General features: G+C 39.2%; 9 protein-coding genes. 8 read left to right on the plus strand and 1 reads right to left on the minus strand.

Annotated features, from left to right (window positions below):
* Nucleotides 1–29: 29 nt before the first annotated feature.
* From VIK44_RS09485 to clpB, 3 genes are all read left to right on the plus strand, one after another.
* Nucleotides 30–2,051 (plus strand): sodium-translocating pyrophosphatase, encoded by a 2,022-nt coding sequence (locus VIK44_RS09485; RefSeq protein WP_331553661.1) that lies wholly within the window; start codon nt 30–32, stop codon nt 2,049–2,051.
* 252 nt (nt 2,052–2,303) lie between these two features.
* On the plus strand, nt 2,304–2,948 hold the full coding sequence (locus tag VIK44_RS09490; protein WP_331553662.1) for a hypothetical protein: 645 nt from the start codon (nt 2,304–2,306) through the stop codon (nt 2,946–2,948).
* A 29-nt stretch (nt 2,949–2,977) separates the two neighbouring features.
* Entirely contained in the window at nt 2,978–5,593 is a 2,616-nt protein-coding gene (clpB, locus tag VIK44_RS09495; RefSeq protein ID WP_331553663.1) for an ATP-dependent chaperone ClpB, read from the plus strand.
* A gap of 221 nt (nt 5,594–5,814) precedes the next feature.
* Here clpB and VIK44_RS09500 read toward each other — a convergent pair whose 3' ends face one another.
* On the minus strand, nt 5,815–6,846 hold the full coding sequence (locus VIK44_RS09500) for an aldo/keto reductase (protein ID WP_331553664.1): 1,032 nt from the start codon (nt 6,844–6,846) through the stop codon (nt 5,815–5,817).
* A 222-nt stretch (nt 6,847–7,068) separates the two neighbouring features.
* Between VIK44_RS09500 and rodA the strand changes: the two genes are divergently transcribed.
* The 5 genes from rodA to VIK44_RS09525 all read left to right on the plus strand — a co-directional run bounded on the left by rodA (nt 7,069) and on the right by VIK44_RS09525 (nt 14,912).
* A complete protein-coding gene (rodA, locus tag VIK44_RS09505; protein ID WP_331553665.1) occupies nt 7,069–8,187 on the plus strand; it encodes a rod shape-determining protein RodA in 1,119 nt (372 codons plus the stop codon).
* A 23-nt stretch (nt 8,188–8,210) separates the two neighbouring features.
* On the plus strand, nt 8,211–9,548 hold the full coding sequence (locus tag VIK44_RS09510; protein WP_331553666.1) for a glucose-6-phosphate isomerase: 1,338 nt from the start codon (nt 8,211–8,213) through the stop codon (nt 9,546–9,548).
* A gap of 224 nt (nt 9,549–9,772) precedes the next feature.
* Nucleotides 9,773–11,416, plus strand: coding sequence for a TerB N-terminal domain-containing protein (locus tag VIK44_RS09515; RefSeq protein ID WP_331553667.1), 1,644 nt, complete (start codon nt 9,773–9,775; stop codon nt 11,414–11,416).
* A 2-nt stretch (nt 11,417–11,418) separates the two neighbouring features.
* Nucleotides 11,419–12,738: an ATP-binding protein gene (locus VIK44_RS09520; RefSeq protein WP_331553668.1), complete on the plus strand. Its 1,320-nt coding sequence runs from the start codon at nt 11,419–11,421 to the stop codon at nt 12,736–12,738.
* The gene (locus tag VIK44_RS09525; protein ID WP_331553669.1) at nt 12,738–14,912 is read left to right on the plus strand and encodes a DEAD/DEAH box helicase; all 2,175 of its coding nucleotides are present in this window, start codon (nt 12,738–12,740) and stop codon (nt 14,910–14,912) included. Before VIK44_RS09520 ends, VIK44_RS09525 begins: the two co-directional genes overlap by 1 nt.
* Nucleotides 14,913–15,059: the final 147 nt, after the last annotated feature.

The raw sequence follows: 15,059 nt of genomic DNA on the forward strand, positions 1-15,059 counted from the left end.
GCAAAAAACTTTAAAGAGGAGAAAAGAAAATGACAATATTCATTGTAACAGTGGGGGTAATCGCTTTGTTATTCGCACTGTATCTTTCAAAGTCAGTACTCAAGGAAAACATGGGAAATGACAAAATGAAAGAAATTTCAGAAGCAATCCAAGAAGGGGCAATGACATTTTTAAACCGTCAGTATAAGACGATATTTCCAATTGCTATTATAATCATTGTTCTTTTACTATTTACTGAGTTTGGAGTTGCTTCAGCAATAGCATTTGGTGTAGGGGCGTTATTCTCAACTGTCGCCGGATACATGGGAATGTACATTGCTACACGAGCAAATGCAAGAACCACGAATGCTGCACAAACAAGCCTGAAAAAAGCATTAACAATTGCTTTTAAAGGTGGTTCGGTTATGGGAATGGGCGTTGTAGGCCTTGGATTACTGGGTGTTTCTTTACTGTATATCTTTGTTGCAAAACAAAATCCGGATATGATACCGTCAATTGACAGTTTCGCATTTGGTGCTTCATTGGTTGCTCTTTTTGCTCGTATTGGCGGAGGAATTTTCACCAAGGCAGCAGATGTCGGTGCCGATTTAGTCGGTAAAGTTGAAGCCGGAATTCCCGAAGATGATCCGAGAAACCCTGCCGTTATTGCTGACAATGTTGGTGATAATGTTGGTGACGTTGCCGGAATGGGAGCCGATTTATTTGAATCCTTTGCTGCGACATCAATTGCCGCAATGCTTCTGGGATCAGCTTTATTAGGTTCAGTTGGGGTAATGCTTCCCATGATGTTAGGTGCCTGCGGTATTATTGCCTCAATCATCGGAACACTTTTCATTTATACAGGGAATGAAAGCAATCCACAATCGAGTCTCAATAGAAGTCTGTATACTTCTTTTTTACTCTCATCGATTGCAGCATTTTTATTAACAAAATACATGCTGCCTGATAATCAGTTTCAATTCTACATTGCTATTCAGGTCGGTTTGATCGCAAATATTCTGATTGGTCTAATCACTGAATATTTCACATCAGCTAAGTTTAAACCAGTTCAAAAAATTGCGGAGTCTTCAAATACAGGAGCAGCAACGAATGTAATTTATGGTTTCTCAGTTGGTTTGGAAAGTACCGCTTTACCTATTCTTGTTATCATCGGTACAGTAGGCGTTGCTTATTTTGTACCAGGCGGCGGAGCGAATGGATTCTATGGTATCGCATTGGCTGCAATGGGTATGTTATCCATGGCAGGAACCATTGTTGCCATTGATGCTTATGGCCCAATTGCTGATAATGCCGGCGGGATTGCCGAAATGGCAGGTCTTGATCCTAAAGTACGTAAAGTTACAGATAAACTTGATTCAGTTGGAAATACCACAGCAGCCATAGCAAAAGGATTTGCTATCGGATCCGCTGCAATTACAGCGGTTGCTCTTTTTTCAGCCTTTGCGCAAAGAGCGCAACTGGCAACACTGGATATTCTTAATCCGATGATTCTGCTTGGACTTTTCTTTGGTGCAATGATTCCATTCCTCTTCTGTTCACTGGCTATGCGGGCTGTTAGTACAGCTGCATTTGACATGATTAAAGAAGTAAGAAGACAATTCCGTGAGATTCCGGGACTTCTTGAAGGAACAGCAAAAGCGGATTCAAAAAAATGTATTGATATTTCTACAAAAGCAGCCATTAGACAAATGGTTTTACCAGGTCTGCTTGCTCCAGCGAGTATTATAGTCGTTGGATTTGGGGTTGCACTATTCAACCCTGAAGCGGCTCTCCAGGTTATTGGCGGATTGCTTGTCGGAGGAACTGCAAGTGGTGTTCTGCTTGCATTAACAATGGCTAATGCCGGTGGTGCATGGGATAATGCCAAGAAATACATTGAAGAAGGTCAACATGGCGGAAAAGGCTCAGAAGCTCATAAAGCTGCTGTTGTTGGGGACACAATCGGAGATCCTTTTAAAGATACTGCCGGTCCTTCATTAAACGCAGTCATTAAAGTTATGGGAACCTTATCATTAATCATCGCCCCTATTATTGCAAATATGATTCATTAGTTTGTGTCGTACAAATGCAAAAATTGTATTCAACAAATAAAAATTAATTAAAAATACAGATTGAATTCAGCATAAAAAATATTATTTAAAGCCGGTCTCGAAAGAGGCTGGTTTTTTCTTTGTTTTTTGGGTAATCAATAGATAGAATCAGTCTTAAAAATAGTTAATAATATTAATAAAGCGAGAGACTAAATAAATAAAATGATTGACAAATTACGAGCAGGGTCTTATGATTTATAGTGAAGGAGTTATATGATGAAAAAAAGTGTCTACAGCCTAATGTTGTTTGATGAAATTGTAGAAAAAATCGATCAAATAGCCTATGTTAACAATACAAACCGCTCCCAGCTGATTAATGATATTTTGGCAGAAAAAATTGGATTGGTGACACCTGAACAAAAAATCCAAATAATACTCGAGCAACTGGATGAAAATTTCAGTGATACATTGTCAGTAAGCCAAATTAATAAAAATTCGAGTATTCAATTTGGCAAAAGCCTAAAATATAAATACCGTCCAAAGGTCCGATACAGTTATGAATTCACCAGCAATGAAAAAGGAAAATATGCTGTTTTAAAAATCAGCTCAAGGACTAAATCCGAGGAATTAATTGATCATTTTGATGAATTTTTTAATCTTATTACCGATATCGAAAAAAAACAAAAAGATTATGCTGCGGATTTAACCAATAAACAAACCAGTCATAAATTCATCAGAGAGTTTAAAGAAGAAGGGGAGCTTTCCCAGGATACTGAAATTGTAGCCAATAACCTTACACGGTATTTAAAAATGATTGATAAGGCAATGAATGTCTATTTTTTAAACATTGAAGGGCTGAATAGTTCGGACCTCACAGATTTATTAGAGGAAATCTACAGGGGCTATTATAATAATTGAATAAATTTGAAAGAAACGAGGAATAAGTCATGGATATGAATTTATTTACACAAAAATCTTTGGAAGCCCTTAAAACGGCAGAACTCATTGCAGGTGAAAATAATCACATGGAAATTGAGCCGGAGCATTTATTAGCAGGGCTGATTACCCAGGAAAATGGGATTGTCAGTCGAATTTTCGACCGGATCGGAAAAAATTCTCATACCATTGCAGAAGAACTCAGAAAAGAAATTGCAAAGAAACCAAGTGTTTCAGGGCCGGGCCGGGAACAGGGGAAAATTTACATCAGTACTGAAACGGATAAGGTTCTTAATGATTCCTATAAGGAAGCCAAAAAACTGGATGACAAATTCATTTCAGTGGAATGTATTCTGCTGGCATTATATAACCTTGGAAAGAAGTCAAAGGCCGTTGAAATTCTTGAACGATACGGGATCTCCAAAGATGAAATATTAAATGTTCTTAAAGAGGTTCGTGGCGGACAGAAAGTGGTGAATGATCATCCCGAAGTAACCTATGAAGCCTTGAGTCAATATGGACATGACCTGGTCCAGGATGCAAAAGATAATAAGCTTGACCCTGTGATTGGCCGTGATGCGGAAATACGTCATGCCATTCGGATTCTCAGTCGAAAAACAAAAAATAACCCGGTGCTTATTGGGGAACCCGGGGTTGGCAAAACTGCCATTGTTGAAGGCCTGGCCATGCGAATTGTGGACGGTGATGTTCCCGAGGGATTAAAAAACAAACGGGTTATTGCTCTTGATATAGGAGCTCTTGTTGCTGGAGCAAAATACCGGGGAGAGTTTGAAGAGCGCCTTAAAGCGGTATTAAAAGAAGTGGTTGACAGTAACGGAGAAATTATTCTTTTTATTGATGAGCTTCATAACATTGTCGGTGCCGGAAAAACCGAAGGGGCTATGGATGCCGGAAATATGTTAAAACCGCTGTTGGCAAGAGGGGAACTCCACTGTATCGGAGCCACCACACTGGATGAATATCGACAGTATATTGAAAAAGATCCTGCTTTGGAAAGACGTTTCCAGCCGGTTATGGTTAATGAGCCCAGTGTTGAAGATACTATTTCCATTCTCCGGGGTCTTAAGGATACCTATGAACGCTTTCATGGGGTTCAAATTCTCGATACTGCCCTGGTGGCAGCAGCTACCCTTTCAAACCGATATATTACTGACCGGTTCCTTCCGGACAAAGCCATTGACCTCATTGACGAGGCCTGTGCAAAAATCCGAACTGAAATGGATTCGATGCCGGAGGAAATGGATGAGGCTCGTCGTAAGATGATGCAATTGGAAATTGAAGAGGTTGCCCTGAAAAAAGAAAAAGATAAATTAAGTAAAGAACGTCTGGAGCGGCTTCAGAAAGAATTAGCTGAATATAAAGAACATTTCAATACCATGAGTCTGCAATGGGATACCGAGAAAAAGTCGGCCGATAACCTTAAAGACCTTCAGGAAGAATTAAATAAATTAAATTTTGAAAAGGAAAAAGCTATCAGAGAAGGGGATTATCGCAAAGCCTCTGAACTGGAATACGGTTTGATTCCTGAAAAAATTGGAAAAATTGAAGCAATCAAAGGGTCGGCAGATGCGAAAAACGACGAAAACAGCCTTAAACGAGAAAAAGTTACCGAAGAAGAAATTGCGGAAATCATTTCAGACTGGACCAATATTCCTTTAAGTAAATTGGTGTCCGGTGAACGTGAAAAACTGTTGGCCCTGGAAGACATTTTAAAAGAACGCGTTATTGGCCAGGAAGAACCTATCTCGAAAGTAGTGGATGCTATTATCCGTTCTCGTGCAGGCATTAAAAACCCTAACAGTCCCATTGGTTCATTCCTGTTTTTAGGACCTACCGGGGTTGGGAAAACAGAGCTGGCCAAAGCAGTAGCGGCCACACTTTTTGATTCTGAAGATAACATGATCCGTATTGATATGAGTGAATACATGGAAAAATTCTCGGTGTCTCGTTTAATTGGAGCACCTCCGGGATATGTAGGGTATGAAGAAGGCGGACAGCTTACAGAAGCCGTTCGGCGTAAACCTTACTGTGTAATTCTGCTTGATGAAGTTGAAAAAGCCCATAAGGATGTGTTTAATATACTCCTTCAGATTTTAGATGATGGCCGGATCACCGATTCCCAGGGACGAACCGTGGATTTTAAAAATACCATTATTATTATGACCTCAAATATTGGGTCAGAGTATCTTTTGGAAGGGATCAATGCTTCCGGTGAAATCACAAAAGAAACTGAAAGCATGGTAATGAATCTTTTGAAAAATTATTTCAGACCAGAGTTTCTTAATCGAATTGACGAAATCGTTTTATATAAACCGCTGAGCAAAGATGCGATTATTCAAATTATCGAGCTGTTATTAAAGGATTTACAAAAACGCCTGGATGAACGGCGTATTGTCCTTTCCATTACCCCGGCTGCAAAAGAAGCCATTGTTGAAAGAGGCTTTGACCCGGCATACGGTGCGCGACCGCTAAAACGTTTCATCCAGACAAATATTGAAACCATGGTAGGCAGAGAAATCATTCGGGGGAATGTTCATGAAGGACAAACCATATTCATTGATGTCCGACCCAACGGTGATTTTTTCATCGACGAGGAAAGAAAATAAGCGATCAATTACAAAAAAAATCGAGCCTTTACGGACCGATTCAAAGTGTTGACAAACCTCTTTCCGGACATTTAATTGATCATTGTGTGCTGCATGATCGTACAGGCTACGCCTGTTCGCCATGATGCACACAATATGATGCAATAAAAATCCGGAAAGAGGCTTGTCTAATTACTTTGATTGCAGTCTGAATCGAGCCGTTTACAGCTCGATTTTTTGCTTTAAACTTTCTTGTGAACCAGGGGATCAAAGAGTTCACTGGTGTTTTTCAGCATTTCACGAATGGGAAGATTATAAGGGCATCGCGGTTCACATTCACCGCATTCGATGCAATCCGATGCATTGGAAACAAAGCTGTTATAGCGATCCAAAGCCCATTCCTCAAGATTATACCGGCGATAATATCCTTCAACGATAAATTGCATGGGGATATCAATACCCTGGGGACAGGGACTGCAGTAACCGCAGCGGCGGCAAAATGTTTTTCCCAGAGCTTTGGCATCGGCTTCAAGGGTTTTGCGTTCCTTGTCATTTAATGGGGCAAAGTTATTTCCCACAGCTGTGTTGGAAAGGACCTGCTTTACCGAATCCATGCCTGGAATTAAAGTGGAAATATTGCGGTTTTCAGCGGCCCATCGCAGAGCATAGTTGGTATGTATAAAGGCCCCACCGGCAAGGGGTTTCATAGCAATAACCCCGACATTTCCGGCTTTGGCTTTTGCAAAAAGGGCTGCCCCTTTGTTTTCAATAATATTGTAAGGAAATTGGATGGTTTCAAAATATCCTTCATCTAAAGCACGATCCAGAACTTCATAGCTATGGGAGGTAATCCCAATATGTTTGACCAGTCCCTTTTTCTGACAGTCAATAAGAGCAGCATACCCACCATCAGGTCCCATAATGATTTCATAGGATTCCATGGTTTTACAGTTGTGAAATTGATAAAGATCAATACCGTTTGTCTGCAATGCTTCAAGGCTGATTTTTACATCAGTCATGACATCTTTATAGGTAAGCATGGGAGTTTTGGTTGCCAGAAAGAAATTTTCCCTGCCCCATTTTCTCAATGCTTCACCTAACATTTCTTCGCTGTTCGTGTAGGCTCTGGCAGTATCGATGAAGTTAACACCCTCTTCAATTAGATTCTCGATAATTTCATCAACATCCCATTGGTTACACCGTTGAATGGGAATACCACCAAACCCAATGAGAGAAACTTCTAAACCGGTTTTTCCGAGTGTTCGCTTTTCCATTTTTCACCTCTCCATTTCACAAGTTATTGCTTATTCTAACACATTGTCAAGGAAAAGTCATCTAAAAGGGCGTGATTCGGCAACAACATTTATTTGAACAATTGTCATTTTCGATTACAATGAGTTATTTTAAAATTTGCAGCTTAAATTAAACTTGCCATTGGAGAATACTCAATAGCTATGTTATAATACAGCTATTAACAATCAATTGGGAGGATGTGAATGCGATTAAAAAACGGCTGCAAAAATTTAGATTATGGTTTGATCATTTCGGTTTTGATCCTTTTCATCATCGGAATGATTTCTATTTTTACCGCTACCAATGTGGAGGGTCTTGCCGGTACCGGCGCTGAAATATATATCATAAAACAGGGGATTTCATTTATTATCGGGTGTGTGATTGTATTCTTTCTGATAAGAAGCGATTATAATTTATTTGCAGATCACTGGAAATGGATTTATGGTATTTCGCTGCTCGTGTTGCTCATTGTCTTCATTCCCGGGGTAGGTACCACCAATATGGGAACCACCGGATGGATTAATCTGGGCTTCTTTGAGGTTCAAACATCAGAAATTGCAAAAATGGGTTTTATTTTATCCTTTGCAAAAATTTTAGAGCTTCGCTACGATCGCCTGGACTGTGCAGAAGATTTGATCGTACCGGCTGCCTTTATTTTCCCTCCGACCATCTTAATGATCCTGCAGCCTGACTTTGGCCAGGCATTGGTCATCTTAGTCATTGCTTTGGGAATGCTTTTTGTGGCAGGGTTTAATATTCGGTATTTTTATGGACTCTTTCTTTTTTCATTTATAGCCATACCAACCGCATGGTTCTTCGCTCTGGATTATCAAAAGGCCAGGATTCTATCCTTTTTTCATCCTGAAGCAGACCCTTTGGGAACAGGTTATCATGCTATTCAGTCAAAGATTACCATTGGTTCGGGAGAGCTTTTTGGAAGAGGCCTTGCTACCCAGGGCACCATGACAAAGCTCGATTTTCTGCCGGCACAATGGACTGACTTCATATTTTCCGTGATCAGTGAAACAGCGGGATTTATCGGGGCAGCCCTGGTTATCCTTTTGTTTGTGTTTTTTATGTGGCGTTTATTGCGTGGGGCAAGGCTTGCCCAGGATATGTATGGAACCCTGGTGATTTTTGGGGTGTTCTTCATGTTTTTATTCCAGATTACTGAAAATATCGGGATGACCATTGGTTTATTGCCGATTACCGGTATTACGCTCCCTTTTATCAGCTATGGTGGGAGTTCTCTGATTATTAATATGATCGCGGTCGGATTTGTTTTAAACATTTACAGACGGCGTTTGGATGTTCGAATTTAGAAAGAAAGGTAAGGTGTAGTGTTATGAGTATTCGTTTTGATCTCTCATATGCAAATATTAACCCCAGTGAATTTGAAAATCGTTTTGGACAATTGGCATTAGCCAACGAGGAATTGATGGGAAAAACCGGAGTAGGAAATGATTTCCTTGGTTGGACAGACTATCCAGTCAACTATGACAAAGAGGAATACGCCCGAATTAAAAAAGCAGCCAAAAAAATACAGGACAGTTGTGATGCACTTGTGGTAATCGGTATTGGTGGATCTTATCTTGGAGCGAAAGCGGTTATTTCTGCCTTAACCAGTCCCTTTTTTAATGAAGAGCCACGCTCAAAAAGAAAAGCACCAAAGATTTATTTTGCCGGACAAAATTTCAGCGGAAAATATTTAGAAAATCTTCTGGAGCTTTTAAAAGATCAGGAGGTTTGTGTTAATGTTATTTCAAAATCCGGAACCACCACCGAGTCGGCCATTGCTTTTCGCTTTTTTAAAGACTTTATTGAAAAAAAGTATGGTAAGAATGGTGCAAAGGATCGTATTTTTGTAACTACGGATCAATCAAGAGGGGCCTTAAAATTTATGGCCAATGAAGAAGGCTATGAATGTTTTGTTATTCCGGATGATGTGGGGGGCCGTTACTCGGTTTTTACGGCGGTGGGATTACTTCCCATTGCTGCTGCCGGGATTGATATTGATGCTCTGATGGCTGGCGGAAAAGCCGGATATGAGGAATACCAAAACCCGAATTTTGCTGATAATGCATGCTTCCAATATGCATTGTACCGGAATGTATTATATAATCGGGGAAAGAACATTGAAATTTTAGTGGATTATGATCCCAGCATGGATTATATCGGAGAATGGTGGAAACAGCTTTATGGTGAAAGCGACGGAAAAGACGGCAAGGGATTATTTCCGGCAGCCGTTCATTTTTCCACAGATCTTCATTCCATGGGGCAAATGATCCAGGATGGCCCTAAAAACCATTTTGAAACCGTGGTTATTATTGACAAAGAGCAGTCAGCCTTTGAGGTCCCTAAAAATGATGCAGACCTGGAAGGGCTGAATTATCTGGCAGGCCGTAAAATTGATGCGGTTAATGAAAAAGCTTTTATGGGAACACTGTTGGCCCATGTGGATGGAGGGATTCCTAATGGGATTATCCATCTTGATCAGCTGGATGCTTTTAATATCGGAAAGCTTATTTACTTTTTTGAAAAAGCCTGCGGTCTCAATGGATACCTTTTAGGAGTTAATCCTTTTGACCAGCCCGGGGTTGAAGCCTATAAGAAAAATATGTTTGCACTTCTGCATAAGCCCGGTTATGAAACCCTGACATCAGAATTGGAAGAACGATTATAAATGTTGAATTTAAAAATCAGAAAAAAATGTGAGATAGCGACCAGAACGGTCGCTATTTTTGCGGTGATTATTAAAAAAACTCATATTTTGTGAAGAATGAGAAAAATAGCACTCATTTCAATTGTAACTGGTGTATAATAGTAGATTAATGAAGAACACACAACAGAATGATTGGTTTTCTTGAAAAATACCGAAAAGTTTATTAACACAAAGGACAGAACCAAATGGAAACGAATATTTTGAAATTAATCAATGAAGCATTAGCGAAAGTAAAAAACATCCAGATTGGGATGAATGACGGGGATATAAAAAAATCCGCTTATCGACCTGAACCAATTATAAAAAAAGCTTCAGATCTTTTAGTGCCTGCTCCAAAAAAATACAAAGAAATGATGAGAATAGTACCGAAGAATAATACCTTTTATTGGCAAAGCGACTATATAAACGCCCGGTTTTATTTGCAGGCCAAGTTTATGGAAAACTTTGAAGATGATTATGGCTATTATGGTGAGGTATTAAGATATTTACCCCAGTACACAGACATGGCTTTTCCGGAGCTAAGGGGATATTTTACCTGGCGAACCAAGGTCAGAAAAGGAATAGTCGAGGAGACAAGCAGTTCCTTTGTTTTTGTCTATATTTATGAGTTGATTAATGGCATTGGGGTAACCTCACCGCAAGACGGATTTGAAAAATTATTATTCATCTGGAACGCATACAGAGAGTATGACAACAAAATTGATCGATATCTAAAAGACTGGTTAAAGGATTATGTTATTTATTATCAAATGGACGTTCTGCGAATTAAGGATATTCCCAGAAAAACCAATCAGTATCTCTTTGCGTTGGGCGATATAAAAAGTGCGATCAGGGAGAACAATTTCTCAGAGTTCATTGAATTGGTGAATGATTTTTCCAATTATAAAATTCTTAAAAGTAAATTTCTGAAAGACTTTAAAGATGATTACATTGAAGCCTTTACACAGGTTTATATGGAAATAGAAAAGTTTTATATCAAGAACAGAAAAACAACTTTTTTTGAGAAAATGTTTGGGAAAGAATCATGTGATACATGGGTTCCATTCCGCAGTGGTATATTTTATGAAAACACAAAAAAATTGGACAGAAAATACATTGTCAATGATTTTGAGAGATATGTCTGCAAAAGCGGAACATGGCTCAAGTATTCTTATTCTGAATACTACAGTGATAAACGTTTCATAGGGGAAATATTAAGAACCACAGAGTTCTATTTAAGAGAAATTTACAATTATTCTTATAAAATTACGTTTAGGGGCTCATCCAAAGTATTAACAGACCTCATTGAAAAGAGCGTTAGAAAATATTGCGAAGAAAACAATAAACAGGACTTATACCTGAGACTGAAAGAAGCGCAAAAAAGTAAAAAAGATAAAGAAAAAGAAAATAGAAAAGACCTGGAAAAGGAAAAGATCCGATCAGAAAAATGTGAGCCAGTCATCGTAACCATTGATACGACTAAATTTGACCACATCCGAAGAGTGGCCCAAAGCACACAGGAAACGTTAATTGTTGAACCGGTATTTGAGGAGATAGAAACGATGACAGTCGAACAACCATTGGTCAGCAATACGGCAGAAATGACTGGGATGAAGTGTTTTTCCAATCATTTAACCAGTGACGAAAAGGAAATAATCAAGCTGTTGCTCAACAACCAGTGCGAAAAAATTGCGGAGATAACGATAAAGAAAGACAGAATGATCTCGGTTCTGATTGAAGCGATTAATGAAAAAGCTTTAACACATATCGAAGACAATATTATTGAAACAAATGACGAAAAACCATGGATCTACGATGAATACAAAGTTGAATTACTGGAGGTTATATAAATATGGCTATGGTTCCTAAAAGAATTGCCACAACAATTATGAATGCTTTAAAAGGTGGGGTTGTCCCTCGAATCGGGTTGCCCTATATTGCTGTTGGCAGAGAAATAGAAATAAAGGCATTGCTCCATGATATAGATATTATTGAAGACGGCGGTGCATCATTTCGATTTATTGTTGGGAAATATGGCAGTGGGAAAAGTTTTTTACTGCAGACAATGCGCTCCTATGTAATGGACAAAAACTTTGTCGTGGTTGATGCGGATTTGTCACCTGAACGTCGACTGGTGGGAACAAAAGGACAGGGCATTGCTACCTATAAAGAATTAATGAAAAATATGTCAACCAAAACCAGACCGGATGGCGGAGCCCTGCCACTGATCCTGGAAAAATGGATCAGCGGAATAAAAACCCAAGTCGTTACAGAAAACAACATGTCTTCCGAAGATGAAAACTTCAATCAACTGGTAGAGACTAAAATTTATGACGTTATGAACGAGATTGAAGGGTTGGTTCATGGATTTGATTTTGCTAAAATGATTTCCATGTATTTTAATGCATACACTCAGGGTGATGATGAAACAAAAGGTAAAGTATTAAAATGGTTTCGCGGTGAATACTCAACAAAAACAGAGGCAAAGCGTGATCTGGGCGTGAGTATCATTATCAAAGATGATGATTGGTATGAATATCTGAAGATCTTTGCCTTGTTTTTAGTAAGAGCAGGTTACAGCGGCATGCTTATTTTAATTGACGAACTGGTGAATATTTATAAAGTTCCCAATGCGATTACCAGACAATACAATTATGAAAAAATACTGATGATGTATAATGATATTCTCCAGGGAAAAGCAAAGCATATCGGAATCATTATGGGGGGAACCCCTCAGTGCATCGAAGACACCCGCCGAGGTGTTTTTAGTTATGAAGCGCTAAAATCACGATTGGCGGAAGGTCGCTTTGCGACCGAAGATACCCGGGATATGCTGGCACCAATTATTCGGTTGGCACCGCTTTCACCGGAAGAAATGTACATTCTCATTGAAAAGTTAGCTGCTATTCATGCCGGCCTTTTTGGCTATGAATCCAATATCGCTGAAGATGATATGATTAATTTCATAAAAATTGAATACTCGCGAATCGGAGCAAGCACAAATATTACGCCGCGTGAAATCATCCGGGATTTCATTGAACTCCTCAATATTATTTATCAAAACCCCGATAAAAAGATTTCTGAAATTATGCAAATTGAAACCTTTGAGTTTGCCAAAACAGAATTAAACGAGGAAGCCCTAATGAAAGAATTTGAGGAATTTGAAATTTAATGGATACTTTTCAAAAATTAGCACCGTTTATACAGGATTATATTTACCGAGAACGCTGGGATAACCTTCGGGATATTCAAGTCGGAGCCTGCGATGTGATTTTCAACACGGATGATAACTTACTGCTGTCCTCCGGTACGGCAAGCGGAAAAACGGAAGCTGCTTTTCTGCCGGTGTTGACTAAATTAGTTGAAGAGCCCTCAAAATCCCTGGGAGTTTTATATATCAGCCCACTGAAAGCTCTGATTAATGATCAGTTTAATCGCCTTGAAGGGTTGCTTCAGGAAAGCCGTATTCCCGTAACCAAATGGCACGGAGACGCCAGTAGGTCAGATAAGAACAAGCTCCTGAAAAATCCCCAGGGGATTATGCAGACAACACCGGAATCCCTGGAAGCCATGCTGATGCATCGAAAATCAGAAGCCATAAAATTGTTTTCAGATCTTAAATATATTATTATTGATGAAGTTCATTATTTCATGAGTGAGGATCGCGGAGCCCAGCTGCTCTGCATCCTGGAAAGAATACAGAAACTGACTAATAATGTGCCAGTGAGAATCGGATTATCTGCCACCTTAGGGGATTATGCCCTTGCTGAAAAATGGCTGAATTCAGGGACAAACCGAAACTGCCAAACCCCTTTGTTTAATAGTGAAAAGAGAAGTCTGAGATTATCTCTCCAACATTTTTTCGTAAAATACAACAGCGAAAAAAAAGAGGATAAAGAAATGATGAGGCACTATTATGACTATTTATATGCCAGCACCTTTGGGAAAAAATGTATTTTATTTTCAAACTCAAAAGCAGAAGTTGAAGAAAGTATTGCAAATATAAAAAAAATTGCCATGGAAAATAAAACGGACAATGTTTATCTGGTGCATCACGGCAACATATCCGCAAGCTTTCGGGAGTATGCTGAGAAAAAAATGAAAAAATCAGCTTTGCCAATTGTCACCGGCGCAACGTTAACCCTGGAATTGGGAATCGATTTAGGTGAACTGGAGCGTATTGTGCAAACCGGCTCGCCACTTTCTGTTTCCAGCTTTGTACAGCGTCTGGGGCGAACCGGCCGACGCGGGAATCCATCGGAAATGTGGTTTGTTTTCAGAGAAGATATGGGAAAAGCCGATGAAGAATTTTACAAAGCAATTAATTGGAGCTTTTTAATGTGCATTGCCATGATTCAGCTTTATTTAGAAGAAAAATGGATCGAACCGATTCCCCAGAAAAAACTGCCTTACGGTATTCTTTATCATCAAACCATGAGCATGATGGTTTCTGCCGGCGAAATTTCACCGGCGCTTCTGGCACAAAACATGCTTTCCCTGAGCTTGTTTAAAGAAATCTCCCAGCAGGATTATAAAAAGATGCTTGAATTTTTAGTCGAAATTCAGCAGTTGGAGGTTACCGAAAATAAAGGGCTGCTCATTGGGGCAAAAGGCGAGGTCGAGGTCAATCATTTTGAGTTCTATACCGTTTTTGAAACACCAAAAGAGTATAGCGTAAAATTTCATTCTGAAGAAATCGGAACCGTTCAGGAACCTTTTCCCATTGGAGAAAGGTTTGCTTTAGCCGGCAGAACATGGGAAACCATGGATATTGATAAAGAGGCAGGGATTATTTTTGTCAAAGAGATAAAAGGTATTTCAACAAACAATTGGAGCAGTGATGGCAAATATACGGTTTATACAAAAATCACCCAAAAGATAAAAGAGCTTTTAGTTAATGACACGGTCTATAAATATTTGGGAGAATCAGCCAGTGAGCGGTTAGCTGAAATAAGACGGGTAGCAAGAAATGCTGACATAACCAATGAAATGGTTGTAAAAATAGATGATGATACCTTTGGAATATTCCCTTTTTTAGGGACCAGAGAATTTGTGACCCTGTCCTATGCACTCATTGCTTTTGGTTTTGACAATCAATGTTATTATGATAAAGGAATGCCCCTTTGTATTTTTGTAAAGGAACATTCTAAAGCGGCTATTGAAGACGTATTGAGAAAGATTAAGACAGAACCACTGGATAAGAATCAATTTAAGCTTTCTGATGAAATTCAAATTAAAGGCAAATTCAACGCGTTCATCCCAAAAGAGTTATTAAAAAAACAATATATTGAAGACTTTTTAGATGTTGAAGGATTAAAAAAAGGACTTGGAGGTGGAAAATGCTAAAGAATAATCCGATTGTTGCCATTATGTATGACTTTGATAAAACCCTTTGTACAAAGGATATGCAGGAATATGAATTTATACCCAGTTTGGGTATAAGCCCCCGTGAATTCTGGACAGAATCAAATATCCTGGCAAACCAGGAAGGCA

Source organism: Acetobacterium sp., from assembly GCF_036508315.1.
GTDB lineage: Bacteria > Bacillota > Clostridia > Eubacteriales > Eubacteriaceae > Acetobacterium.

Excerpts from the sequence above, each read along its gene's own strand:
- VIK44_RS09525 (WP_331553669.1), top strand. The coding sequence starts at position 12,738 with ATGGATACTTTTCAAAAATTAGCACCGTTTATACAGGATTATATTTAC.
- VIK44_RS09485 (WP_331553661.1), top strand. The coding sequence starts at position 30 with ATGACAATATTCATTGTAACAGTGGGGGTAATCGCTTTGTTATTCGCA.
- VIK44_RS09490 (WP_331553662.1), top strand. The coding sequence starts at position 2,304 with ATGATGAAAAAAAGTGTCTACAGCCTAATGTTGTTTGATGAAATTGTA.
- rodA (WP_331553665.1), top strand. The coding sequence starts at position 7,069 with ATGCGATTAAAAAACGGCTGCAAAAATTTAGATTATGGTTTGATCATT.
- VIK44_RS09515 (WP_331553667.1), top strand. The coding sequence starts at position 9,773 with ATGGAAACGAATATTTTGAAATTAATCAATGAAGCATTAGCGAAAGTA.
- clpB (WP_331553663.1), top strand. The coding sequence starts at position 2,978 with ATGGATATGAATTTATTTACACAAAAATCTTTGGAAGCCCTTAAAACG.
- VIK44_RS09510 (WP_331553666.1), top strand. The coding sequence starts at position 8,211 with ATGAGTATTCGTTTTGATCTCTCATATGCAAATATTAACCCCAGTGAA.
- VIK44_RS09520 (WP_331553668.1), top strand. The coding sequence starts at position 11,419 with ATGGCTATGGTTCCTAAAAGAATTGCCACAACAATTATGAATGCTTTA.
- VIK44_RS09500 (WP_331553664.1), bottom strand. The coding sequence starts at position 6,846 with ATGGAAAAGCGAACACTCGGAAAAACCGGTTTAGAAGTTTCTCTCATT.